Annotated in this window: 9 protein-coding genes; 2 read left to right on the plus strand and 7 right to left on the minus strand. The window is 70.5% G+C overall.

Translation table 11 applies throughout. From position 1 onward, the window contains the following. Positions 1–41 precede the first annotated feature (41 nt). From CU254_RS11020 to CU254_RS11030, 3 genes are all read right to left on the minus strand, one after another. Positions 42–1,655 (minus strand): PHP domain-containing protein, encoded by a 1,614-nt coding sequence (locus CU254_RS11020; protein ID WP_009075620.1) that lies wholly within the window; start codon positions 1,653–1,655, stop codon positions 42–44. Positions 1,656–1,801: 146 nt separating this feature from the next. Then, positions 1,802–3,910, minus strand: a complete 2,109-nt coding sequence (locus CU254_RS11025; protein ID WP_009075623.1) for a 3-hydroxyacyl-CoA dehydrogenase NAD-binding domain-containing protein — start codon at positions 3,908–3,910, stop codon at positions 1,802–1,804. Next, positions 3,910–5,109: a thiolase family protein gene (locus tag CU254_RS11030; protein ID WP_037713282.1), complete on the minus strand. Its 1,200-nt coding sequence runs from the start codon at positions 5,107–5,109 to the stop codon at positions 3,910–3,912. The genes CU254_RS11025 and CU254_RS11030 overlap by 1 nt, the downstream gene beginning before the upstream one ends. A 325-nt stretch (positions 5,110–5,434) precedes the next feature. On the opposite strand from CU254_RS11030, the gene CU254_RS11035 reads away from it, so the two are divergent. Next, positions 5,435–6,499, plus strand: a complete 1,065-nt coding sequence (locus tag CU254_RS11035; RefSeq protein ID WP_199785870.1) for a tetratricopeptide repeat protein — start codon at positions 5,435–5,437, stop codon at positions 6,497–6,499. Positions 6,500–6,536: 37 nt separating this feature from the next. Here CU254_RS11035 and CU254_RS11040 read toward each other — a convergent pair whose 3' ends face one another. Continuing rightward, entirely contained in the window at positions 6,537–7,496 is a 960-nt protein-coding gene (locus CU254_RS11040) for a 3-hydroxyacyl-CoA dehydrogenase NAD-binding domain-containing protein (RefSeq protein ID WP_009075627.1), read from the minus strand. Next, on the minus strand, positions 7,493–8,605 hold the full coding sequence (locus CU254_RS11045; RefSeq protein WP_199785871.1) for an NAD/NADP-dependent octopine/nopaline dehydrogenase family protein: 1,113 nt from the start codon (positions 8,603–8,605) through the stop codon (positions 7,493–7,495). Before CU254_RS11045 ends, CU254_RS11040 begins: the two co-directional genes overlap by 4 nt. Before the next feature lie 194 nt (positions 8,606–8,799). On the opposite strand from CU254_RS11045, the gene CU254_RS11050 reads away from it, so the two are divergent. Next, entirely contained in the window at positions 8,800–9,564 is a 765-nt protein-coding gene (locus CU254_RS11050; protein WP_009075631.1) for an IclR family transcriptional regulator, read from the plus strand. 59 nt (positions 9,565–9,623) lie between these two features. Here CU254_RS11050 and CU254_RS11055 read toward each other — a convergent pair whose 3' ends face one another. Together CU254_RS11055 and CU254_RS11060 are read right to left on the minus strand one after the other, a co-directional pair. Further along, a complete protein-coding gene (locus CU254_RS11055; RefSeq protein WP_009075633.1) occupies positions 9,624–10,886 on the minus strand; it encodes a ribonuclease D in 1,263 nt (420 codons plus the stop codon). 68 nt (positions 10,887–10,954) lie between these two features. Next, positions 10,955–11,671, minus strand: a complete 717-nt coding sequence (locus tag CU254_RS11060; protein ID WP_033291604.1) for a response regulator transcription factor — start codon at positions 11,669–11,671, stop codon at positions 10,955–10,957. Positions 11,672–12,174: the final 503 nt, after the last annotated feature.

A 12,174-nucleotide genomic window follows, 5' to 3' on the forward strand; every position in this document is an offset into this window, starting at 1 on the left:
GGCAGACGCGGCCGAAACCGCGCCTGCCGGGCGCACTGTCCTCAGTGGACGTCCACGAACGTAGGATTCCCGTACAGCCAAAGGTCCTCGTACGGATTCGCCTGCCCGATCACGTCCATCGCGGGCTCGATCCCGCCGGCGACGTGCCGGTTCCCGTCCGTTCCGCGCACCCGCACATAGAACGGCTCCCGCACGTTGCGGAACGTGTGCTTGAACGTCACCCGCCGCCCGGCATAGCCCCGCGAAGGGGTGAACGACTCCACCACCCGCGTACCCGGCGCGGTCATCGTGTCGCGATCCGCCGCCGGGCCGGTGACCGGGCCCGAGATCAGGTCCAGCCGACCGAGCCGGGGCACCGAACCCGAGCCGTTCGGCCGGTACGCGGTCACCGCCGACACGACGACCGTCACCGTCGAGCCCCGCCGCACGCGCAGGCGTCCGCCGAACGTCGTGCAGTCGCCGCCGCCAGCGACGCCGACTTCCAGCTGCTGCACCAAACCGCCGTGGGACAGCCAGATCCGGCCCGCACGCAGGCCTTCCAGTACGCCCTCGAAACCCGGCCGCCGCACGCCGACCACGGTGCGGCTGAACTCGCCGGGGTAGAAATCCGCGTACGGAGCGGACAACTGCGGAACCCCGCTGTCCACCGGGTCCGGGTACTTGCCGGTCTGCTCGTACCAGCCGTCCGGCACCGACGGCCGCACCAGATGGTCGCCGCGGTTGTAGTGCGAATCGGAGTTCGTGGTGATCCACCACGGTTTTCCTTCGGCCAGCAGGGAATCCCACAGACCGCCGACCTTCGCCGTCGTCCAGTCCCAGCCGCCGAACGTGCGGTACGCCTCGGCCGGGAAGCCGGGCCACGAGTTGCCGCCGGGGTTGTTGCCGTAGCCGCCCCTGGCGCCGCCATTGCCTTGCGGCTTGGGGAATCCGTCGGCCTGCGCACCCGGTGCGCCTTCCATGCCGATCACGATTCCCGGCGCGGTGTCGCGGTAGTTGCGCAGTTCGTGCGGCGACACGCGGCCGTTGCGCAGCGGGTGGTTGATGAGGACGACCGGCGCGTGGATCCGGCGTTTGCGTTCCTGCTCGGCCAGCCACCGCAAACCCTTGAGCGCCAACGCTTCGTGCTCCGGGCTGGAGGATTCGGAATCCGTCAGCCGCCAGTCGAAATTGCGCTCGAATTCGCGCAGCACGGTCGCCTGGTCGCGTCCGGCCTGGAAGAACAGCGTCGCGTGCTCGGCGCCCGGCACGTTCCATTCCATGCCTTGCCACAGCAGCAGATCCGGATGCCTTCGCTGCGCGGCGAGCACGTCGCGGCTGGTCGGCTCCACCGACGACTTCTCGTGCGTCGCGTGCCCGTGATCAGTGAAAACGATCCACTTCGCGCCATGCTCGCGCGCGCCGGCGGCGATCCGGTCGATGGGGTACATCGCGTCGTACGAATACTGGCTGTGCGTGTGGTGATCGCCGACGACCCACTGGTAGCGGCGGCCGAACAGCCAGTCGAGATCGATCCCGAGGTCGAGCCCCAGATCGAGGTCCATGGCATCGGCCTGACCCGACGCCAGCACCGGGGCCCCGGCCGCGACGGCGCCGACGAGCCCGGCGCGCTTGAAGAATCCGCGACGGCCGACACCGTCCGGGTTCGTGCTGTTCATCCTGCTCCTGACCTGCTCCGAAGATTCGGCAGGACGCTATGGGGCAGCGGTGAACGGCTGGTGCCCGGAAGGTCACGAAGCGCTCGGTGTGTCCGGGTTCACGGCGGAGCCGCCCCGCACGAACACGGGGCGGCTCCGCCAAGGCGTTACGCCGGAACCGAAGCGACTCCCTGGGAGAGGAACCGCTTGCCGTTGGCCCGCTCCGACACGCCCGAGCGGTCCAGGTACGGCGTGATGCCGCCCAGCCAGAACGGCCAGCCCGCGCCGAGGATCAGGCACAGGTCGATGTCCTGGGCCTCCGCGACCACGCCCTCGTCGAGCATGATCCGGACCTCTTCGGCGATCGCGTTCAGCGCGCGGTCGCGGACCTGCTCGGCGGTCGACGGGTTGTCGCCCTGCTTCCACAGTTCGGCGACCTCCGGGTCGACCGACGGCGTGCCGGTCGCGTCCCAGGTCCAGACGCCCTTCTTGCCCGCCTTCACGAACTTCTCCAGGTTCTCGCTCACCGTGAAGCGGTCCGGGAACGAGCCGTGCAGCGTCTCGCCGACGTGCAGCGCGATGGCCGGGCCGACGAGCTGCATCAGGTTCAGCGGCGACATCGGCAGGCCGAGCGGCTCCAGCGCGGAGTCGGCCACCTCGAACGGCGTGCCTTCGTCCACCGCCACCAGCACCTCGCCGAGGAAGCGCAGCAGCAGCCGGTTCACGACGAACGCCGTCGCGTCCTTCACCAGCACGCTCGACTTCTTCAGCTGCTTGCCGACCGAGAACGCCGTCGCCAGCGCCGCGTCGTCGGTCTTCTCGCCGCGCACGATCTCCAGCAGCGGCAGCACGGCCACCGGGTTGAAGAAGTGGAAGCCGACCACGCGCTCCGGGTGCTGCAGCTTCGAGGCCATCGCGGTGATCGACAGCGAGGACGTGTTCGTGGCCAGGATCGCCTCGGGGGAGACGTGCTGCTCCAGCTCGGCGAACACCTGCTGCTTCACGCCCAGCTCTTCGAAAACGGCCTCGATCACGAAGTCCGCGTCGGCGAACGCGGCCTTGTCGAGCGAGCCGGTCACCAGAGCCTTCAGCCGGTTCGCGCCGTCCGGGGACACGCGCTTCTTGGCCAGCAGCTTGTCGATCTCCTCGTGGACGTAGCCCACGCCCTTGTCGATGCGCGCCTGGTCGACGTCGGTGAGCACCACCGGCACCTTGAGGCGGCGCACGAACAGCAGCGCCAGCTGGCTGGCCATCAGGCCCGCGCCGACGATGCCGACCTTGTTCACCTTGCGCGCCAACGACTTGTCCGGCGCGCCGGCCGGCCGCTTGGCCCGCTTGTTGACCAGGTTGAACGAGTACAGCCCAGCCCGCAGCACGTCCGACATCAGCAGCTCGGCGAGCCCGTCGGTCTCCGCCGCGTATCCGCGGTCGAGGTCGTTCTCCCGCGCCAGCTCCAGCAGTTCGACCGCCTTGGTCGCGCCCGGCGAGGCACCGTGCGTGCGACCGTCCACGATGGACTTGGCACGTGCGATCGCCGCGTCCCACTCCGCGCCGCGGTCGATTTCCCGGCGGGCCGGGGTGATCTCGCCGTTGACGACCTTCGCCAGCCACAGCAGCGACTGCTCGAGGTAGTCCGCGGAACCGAAGACCTCGTCGACGATGCCGAGTTCAGCGGCCTTGCGCACGTTCAGCATCTTGTTCTGCGCCAACGCGTTCTCGATGATCACGGTGACGGCGGCGTCCGGGCCGATCAGGTTCGGCAGCAGCTGCGTGCCGCCCCAGCCCGGGAACAGGCCGAGGAACACCTCGGGGAACGCGATCGCCGCGGTGTTGTCCGACAGCGTCCGGTAGTGACAGGACAGCGCGAGTTCGAGCCCGCCGCCCATCACCGCGCCGTTGACGAACCCGAACGTCGGGATCTTCGACTCGGTGAGCCGGCGGAACACGTCGTGCCCGGTCTGCGCGATCTCCCGCGCCAGCTTCGGGTCCGACACCGCTTCGACGCCCGAAAGGTCAGCGCCGACCGCGAAAATGAACGGCTTGCCGGTGACCGCGATCGCGGCCGGCTCGGCGGCGAACGCCTCGTCCAGCGCGGAGTTCAGCGCCACGAGACCCTGCGGTCCGAAGGTGTTCGGCCGGGTGTGGTCGTGGCCGTTGTCCAGCGTGATCAGCGCGACCGGCTTGTCCAGCCCCGGGACCTTGACCAGGTTGGTGACCGCGTTGGTCACGACCTCGTCCGGGAACGCGGCCTTCGCCTCTTCAGCGGTGAAAGTCATTACTTCGCCCCCTCGGCGCCGTTGTAGGCCGGGTTTTCCCAGATCACCGTGCCGCCCATGCCGATGCCGATGCACATCGTGGTGAGGCCGTAGCGCACGTCGGGACGCTCGGAGAACTGGCGCGCCAGCTGCGTCATCAGCCGGACGCCGGACGAGGCCAGCGGGTGGCCGCACGCGATCGCGCCGCCCCACTGGTTGACGCGCGGGTCGTCGTCGGCGATGCCGAAGTGGTCGAGGAACGCGAGCACCTGCACCGCGAACGCCTCGTTGATCTCGAACAGGCCGATGTCGTCGATGGACAGGCCGGTGCGCTTGAACAGCTTCTCGGTGGCCGGCACCGGGCCGATGCCCATGACCTCCGGCTCGACGCCGGCGAACGAGTAGCCGACCAGTCGCATTCCGATCGGGAGGCCGAGCTCGCGCGCGGTGTCCTCGTCGGCGAGGATCGCCGCGGTCGCGCCGTCGTTGAGGCCGGCCGCGTTGCCCGCGGTGATCCGGCCGTGCGGGCGGAACGGCGTCTTCAGCTTCGCCAGCTGCTCGACGGTCGTGCCCGGGCGCGGCGGCTCGTCCTCGGTCGCGAGGCCCCAGCCGAGTTCCTTGCTGCGCGTGGCGACCGGAACCAGCTCCGGGCCGATCTTGCCGGTCTTGACCGCCTCGGCGTATTTTTCCTGGCTGCGCGCGGCGAACGCGTCCGTGCGCTCCTTGGTGATCTCCGGGAACCGGTCGTGCAGGTTCTCCGCGGTCTGGCCCATCACGAGCGCGGTCGGGTCGACCAGCTTGTCCGCGACGATCCGCGGGTTCGGGTCGACGCCCTCGCCCATCGGGTGGCGTCCCATGTGCTCGACGCCGCCGGCGATGGCGATGTCGTACGCGCCGAAGCCGATGCCGCTCGCGGTGGTGGTCACCGCGGTCATCGCGCCCGCGCACATCCGGTCGATCGCGAAGCCCGGGACGGACTTCGGCAGCCCGGCGAGCAGCGCCGCGGTGCGGCCGATGGTCAGGCCCTGGTCGCCGATCTGCGTCGTCGCGGCGATCGCCACCTCGTCCACGCGCTCGGGCGGCAGCTCCGGATGCCGCCGCAGCAGCTCGCGGATGGCGTTGACGACGAGGTCGTCCGCCCGGGTCCCGGCGTACATGCCCTTGTCGCCCGCCTTGCCGAAGGGCGTGCGTACCCCTTCGACGAAGACGACGTTGCGCACCCCTCGCGCGGTGGGCGCGAGCGGCGGCGTAGCTGGTGCGGCCACGAATGCTCCTGGAAGTCGAGAGTGTTCCTGCCCGCACCCTAGCCCTTGTTACCGGTCGGTAACCAGTGCAGTGGCCCGGTCGAGTGGGGCACGGCACACTCCCGGGGGCTTGCGGCGTCCGGAACACACCAACCGGGCGGGGGACGGCAATGGCGCTTTTCCGGGCGAACCCGGCGACCGAAATCGCGCGGCTGCGCAAGACGCGCTGCGGTACCGGCTCGGCGTCGTCCTAGTCGCAACCGACGCCCAGGTGCGATCCCGGGGCGGGCAGACTGTCCGAGTGGGACTCTTCCGCACGAAGCCAGAGCCGGCTGACGAGGTCGCCGCGCTGCAGGCCGCCCTCGCGAAGGCGCGTAACCCGAACAGCGCGCCGAACCTGCGTCGGCGGCTCCTCCTGGGCCAGTTGCTGCTCAAGAACGAGAACTGGGCGGCCGCGGAACAGCACTACGCGGACCTCATCCCCGCGTTGACGGATACCTTCGGCCCGCGTGGGCCGAACACCCTTGCCGCGTGGGCGAATCTGGCGTATTGCCAGACTTCGCAGGGCCGTCCGGCGGAGGCGATCCCGCTGCTGGAGCGCACCGCGGAGGCGTTCGAGGAAACCTGGGGCGCGCGCCAGCCAGGGACGTTCCATACCCAGCTGCTCCTCGCGGAAGCTTACGGCGTCGCAGCGCAATACGAGGACGCGCTGGCGGTGCTCGACGCCCACATCGACTACTGCACAGCCGAAGTCGGCCCGGCGCACCCTCGCACGAAAGCCGGACGCCGCCGCAAGATCACGATGCTGCGCACGCTGAACCGCTACGAGGCGGTCGAACAAATGCTGTCCGACGAGGATTCGCTCTGCGACACCGACAAGCACCGCGACGGGATCCGCGGACTTCGGCTGGTGGTGCAAGCCGAAACCGGTGATCCAGGGCCGGCGATCGCGCCGATGCGCGAGCTGTTCGAGAAGCGGCCGGAGCTGGCGGAATTCCTGGCGGCCGTGCTCCTGAAAGCAGGGCAAGCAAGCGAGGCGGCCGACCTGCTTCGCCAAGCCTTGGGCGAAGCACGCGGCCGAGGCGCGCTGGTCCTCCGCGGCGCGCTCGCGCGAGCCGGTGTGGAGAGCGGCAATCTGGACGAAGCCGAGCACGCCGCCCGAACCGTATTGGCCGCCGGTGCCTGGCCTGCGGGACACCCCAAGGTGCTCGGCCTCCGCGCGACGTTGGCCCGAGCCGCCGCCCAACGCGGCGACCGGGCGGGTGCCGCAGCAGAGCTGGAGTCCGTGGTGGCCGGGCTCGAAGCGACCCTCGGCGACACCCATCCCATCACCGTCGAGGCAGCCGGATGGCTCAAGGCATGCTGACGGCCGCGGGCCGAAACCCGCGGCCGTCAGCCGGAAATCACTCCTCCGGACGCTCCGGAACCGGCGTCCCGTCCCGCAAATGCGGTTCCCGCAGCCGGAAGATCTCCTCGAACTCCCGCATCCGCGCCGCCCGGTAGTCCGGCACCCCGGCGGCGTCGAAGCGGTAGAACCCGGCCCCGTCCTGGAGGCCTCGCCGCTGGCCGGTCATGTTTTCCTCGACGATCGCCGGCGCCTGGAACCGCTCGCCGAGTTCGCCGGTCAGGTAGCGCGAGGCGTAGTACAGGATGTCGCCGCCGCCCCAGTCGATGAATTCCAGCGGGCCCAGCACCGAGAACCGCGGACCGAGCCCGGCGCGGACGGCGAGGTCGATTTCGGCGGCTCCGGCCACCCCTTCCTCGACCATCCGCGCGGCCTCGTTCATCAGCAACGCCTGCAGCCGCGGCACGATGTACCCGGCGGCGGGTCCGCACACCACCGGCACCTTGCCGATTTCGCGCAGCAGCTCCACGAGCCGGTCGACCGCGGCCGGATCCGTGTCGTCGCTCCGGCTGACCTCGACCAGAGGCATCAATTCCGCCGGGTTGAGCCAGTGCGCGTTCACGACCCGCTCCGGCCGGTCGGCGAGTTCGGCGATCTGCGTGACCAGGAAGGTCGACGTCGTCGAGGCCAGCACCGCCGACTCCGGCACCTGCGAGCCGAGCCAGCCGAACACCTCCCGCTTGACGTCCATGACCTCCGGCACCGCCTCGAACACCACGGTCGCGTCGGCGAGTTCCTTCGCCGTGCGGTCGCCCAGCGTCAGGCTTTCCAGCGCGTCCGCGTGGCCGAACATCGCGCGCAGCCGGTCGGCGAGGCGCTTGCGGACCTCGTCGCGGCGGAGCTGGCGTTCCTCCTCGGTGCGGTCCTTGACGTCCGCGAGCAGCACCGGGTGTCCCGCCGCGAGGAAGGCCAACGCGATGCCCTCGCCCATCCGCCCGGCGCCGACGATGGCGATCACGACTGGACTCCGTCCCGCAGCAGCTTGCTCAGCCCGGCGCGGTCGAGATCCGCCAGCCCGAGGTTTTCGAAAGTCCGGCCCTCGGCGTAGAAATCGCGGCCGGTGATGGCGGAACCGAGAGCCAGCAGACCCTGCGCGACCGGCGTCGGCACCCCGGCCCAACGGCCCGCGGACACCAGCAGCGACAACCCGAGCCGGGTGTCTTCCACCATGTAGCGGTGCGTGTGGAGGTCGATCTTCTCGCGCCAGTCGCCGCTGTCGGTGAGCCGCTCGTGCGCCGCGCGGCCGTACATCCATTCCTCGCCGTCGGTGGCGTAATGGTCGGCCAGCGGGAAGTGCGGCGCGCCGTAGCCGAACGCTTCGCGCAGCGCGACCCGCTCGGCGTCCAGTGCGTCGGTGACGCTGCGGATCGACGGCTGCGTGCCCTCGTTGTGGATGTCCCAGGCGGCGAAATGCTCCAGCGGACCGGCGTTCATCGTGATCAGCGGCGGGTGGATGATCGGGCCCGCGTTCATCAGCGCGCCGCTGAGCCCGTCGCCCGCGTCCTCGACGCTCGGGTATGCCTCGCGCAGGGTCTGGAACGCGCTTTCCGCCAGCCGCAGCGGGAAAACGCCGGTCGGCAGACGGGTCGCGTACCCGCTGATCACCACTTCCGCGTCGCCGTACCGACGCGCGAGGTACGGCAGCGTCCCGGCCTCGGCGAACGCGATCTCCGAGCTGCCGCCCACCGCGGCGACTGCCTGGGCGAACACCAGCGAACCGAACGTGCCCGGCGGCAGGAACACCACCTGGCCGTCGGACAGCAGCGGGGCGAGCTGGGGAGCCAGGTCGTCGTGTGTGGTCGACGGCAGCGGAATCACGACCAGGGCCGCACCGCGCACTGCCTCGGCGAGGTCCGCCACCGGGTTGATCTCCCCGGCACCGTCGCCGACTGACACCGATCGGGAACCTCGGTAGTCCCGGACGCCCACCGCTCCGGTCGCGCGCACCGCTTCCAACGCCTCGGCGTTCCGCCGCCACCAGCGCACTTCGTGGCCGTTTTCGGCGAGTTCCGCCACCGTGGCCCAGGAACCGTGTCCGCCCCCGAGAACCGCGATCTTCACTGTCATGTGCTCCTGTCTCGTACTGGTGTGCTGTCGCGCCGCCCGCACTTTCTCACGGGTCGGCCAGGTCTTTCTCAGCCCACAGCGGCATCGCGGGGAAATCCGGAAAGTCGTGCTCCGAAGCAGGCACGTCCGCTTGGCCGACCCACGCCCGCAGTGTCGCTTGCGCCGCGGCCCGGCCTCAATCAGACTTCCGCCACATGGAAGCCAGACCCACCGCGGCGGCGCGGCTGCTGTCGGTGCTGGACTGCTTCAGTGCCCGGAATCCAGTGCTGTCCCTGACCGAAATCGCCCAGACCGCAGGTCTCCCGTTGAGCACGGCGCACCGGCTGGTCGGCGAGCTGGCCGAATGGGGAGCGCTGACCCGCGACGACCACGGCGGCTACCACCTCGGCCTGAAACTGTGGGAGCTGGGCTCGCTGTCGCTGGCCCGCGCGTCGATCCGGGAAATCGCCCTGCCGTACCTGGGCGACCTGTTCGACGCGACCGGCGAAAACGTGCACCTGTCCGTACTGGACGGAACCGACGTCGTGTTTCTCGTTCGGCTGGCCGGGCACCGTTCGGTCGAAATTCTGACCACGACCGGCAGCCGCCTCCCCGCGACGACCACCGCCACCGGTCGCGTCCTGCTCGCGCACGCCGCCGCCGACGTCCGCGAAGCCGCGCTGACCAGCCCGATCACCGCGGAAACCCCGCACACCACGACCGATCCGGAGGCCCTGCGCGCCGAACTCGCCGACATCGCCCGCACCGGCTACTGCGTCGCCGACCGTCAGCTCGCCGACGACGCGGTCGCGGTCGCCGCCCCGATCCGCGACGCGACCTCGCGGGTCAGCGCCGCCGTCGCGGTCGTGGGCCGTCGCGAGACGACCTCAGTGGCCCATCTGGTGCCCGCGGTGGTCACCACGGCGACCGGCGTGGCACGGTCGCTGGGATATCGCCGACCGGCCCGTCGCCGTTCGTGAGCGGGCAGTCGTGCCGAAGGTCTGAACCTCAGCTTGAGGTCTAAACCACCGTTGCGAGGTCAGGAAGCCGTGCTCTGCAACGCCTTGCTCAGCACCGCCGCGGTCAGCTCGATCTGCCACGGCCGCGCTCCACCCGCCTTCAGCGCTTCCGCGACCGAGTCCTCCGAGAGGTCGGCCGGGGGACGCCAGCAGGTGCGCCGGACCAGGTCCGGCAGCAGCAGGTTCTCCACCGGAAGCTTGCGGTCCTCCGCGATCGCGGCCAAGGCGGCCCGCGCGGCGGCGAGCCGGGCAGCGGCGTCCGGGTCCTTGTCGGCCCACCGGTTGACCGGCGGCGGACCGTCGGACGGCTGGCTCGGGCTCGGCAGCTCGCTCGCCGGCAGCGCTTTGGCCGCCTGCAGGTGCCGCAGCCAGCTGGCCGTGTACTTGCGCTGCACGCGTCCGCTGAACACCGGAAGCGCCTGCAGTTCCTCGACCGTCTTCGGGTCGGAGGTGACCGCGTTGACGATCGCGCTGTCGGGCAGGATCCGGCTCGGCGCGCGGTCGCGTTTGCGGGCCAGCTCGTCGCGGGCCTGCCACATCTCCCGGACCGCGGCGAGGCCGCGCGGGCTGCGGATCTTGTGCACCCCGGACGTTCGGCGCCACGGTTCGGCGCGCGGCGCGGGCGGGGGAGCGGTGCGGACCGCCTCGAACTCCTGCCGCGCCCACTCCAGCTTGCCCTGCGCCGTCAGCTCGGCCTCGAGTTTCTCGCGCAGCTCGTTGAGCAGCTCGACGTCGAGCGCGGCGTAGTTGAGCCAGTCGACCGGCAGCGGGCGCTTCGACCAGTCAGCGGCGCTGTGCCCCTTCTCGAGCGTGTACCCGAGCAGCAGCTCGACGAGCGTGCCCAGCGCGACGCGTTCGTATCCGGCCAGCCGTCCGGCCAGTTCGGTGTCGAACAGCGAGCGCGGGCGCAGGTTCAGTTCCGCCAGGCACGGCAGATCCTGGGACGCGGCGTGCAGCACCCATTCGGTGTCGTTGAGGACGTCCCGCAGCGGGGCGAGGTCGTCGGCGAGCGCGATAGGGTCGATCAGCACCGTGCCGGAGCCTTCGCGGCGCAGCTGGACGAGATAGGCCTTGGGCCAGTAGCGATAACCCGACGCCCGTTCGGTGTCGACGGCGACGGCGCCCGTGCCCGCGGCGAGCCGCGCGCACGCCTCGGCGAGCGCGTCGGGGTCGGCCACCACCGGAGGGGTGCCTTCCGCCGGTTCGCGGAGCAGCACCGGCGTTCCGGAGTCTTCGGTGGTCTCGTCTCCGGTCCGCGCTCCGTCCGCCTGTGCAGTTCCCATGTCCGACGACCCTACGGGACGGGCGGACCGCGCCTGGTCCGCCCGCCCCGCAGGGACGTGGTTCGTCGTCAGCGGATCACGCCGGCTCGCATCGCCAGCGCGACCATCTGCGCCCGGTCGCCCGTGCCGAGCTTGCGCCCGATGCGGGACAGGTGGGACTTGACGGTGAGAGCGGAGAGGGAAAGCTCCTCGCCGATCTCCTTGTTCGACTGCCCGTCCGCGACGAGCTGGAGCACCTCCACCTCGCGAGCCGACAGCTCGCGCGGGGTGTTGTCGGTGCCCGCCACCCGCGTGCCGGTCGCCAGGACCGGGGCCACGCTCGGGTCGGCGTAGACGCCGCCTTCGAGAACCCGGCGCACGCCGTCGGTGACCACCACCGGCGACGCCGACTTCAGCAGGTACGCCTGAGCTCCGGCCTGGAACGCGGAGCGCACCGCGTACGGGTCGTCGGAGGATGCCAGGACCACCACGCGCGGCCAGCCGTGGCTACGGAGTTCCGTAACCAGTTCGATGCCGCTGCCGTCCGGCAGTCCGAGATCGAGGATCGCCAGGTCGCACGGGCCGGTGGCCTGTGCTCGCGCCCTCGCCTCGGCCACCGTGGCGGCTTCGTGGACAGTGCCCGCACCCATCTGTGCGAGTCGTGCTGCGATTGCCTCCCTCAACAGCGGGTGGTCATCGACCACCAACACGGAAAAAAGCTCTTCCCGCGGGTGCGGAACCATGCTCGCCGGCAAGGCGCCGGCTGGCGTGGATCGGACGGCCTGAGATAAGCCGACGGTAGCCACGTCACTACCTCCCTGGAGTCGGTCGTGCCCCCCGACCGGCACCGGGACCTTCGGCCGTTCAGCCGCGCCAGCTTTAGACCGAAAGTGGTGTCGTCCCAGGCACTGTAGCCGTCCGGACGCCGTTGCGGGGGGATCGAATGGGTATCTATCCGAAACAGTTCGTCACTCAGCGAGATCGTTGTAACACGATCGGACTAACGCGCGGAGTCTTGTTAACGACTGGCGACCGGGCCGCGATGCACCTGAGTTACCGGCAATGAAACGGGCGTGCAGATGGCCCGTGCACCTGCGGGTGCTCGCGAGGCGGCCCTGGCTCCCGGGCGAGCCGGGTCCGGAAATGCGCCCCGGCCGGGGCAAGATCATTTTCTTTCATGTTTTGCCGCGCGCGCCGCCCGGCCGCCCGCACCCCGCCGGAGGCGTCGAAAAGGGGCCTGGAACGGCGTCGAAGCTGGTTACCGGGGGTTCACTGGCTGTGATCGAGCCCGGCCACGAACGTGCGGCAT

This window comes from Amycolatopsis sp. AA4 (assembly GCF_002796545.1).
Taxonomy (GTDB): domain Bacteria; phylum Actinomycetota; class Actinomycetes; order Mycobacteriales; family Pseudonocardiaceae; genus Amycolatopsis.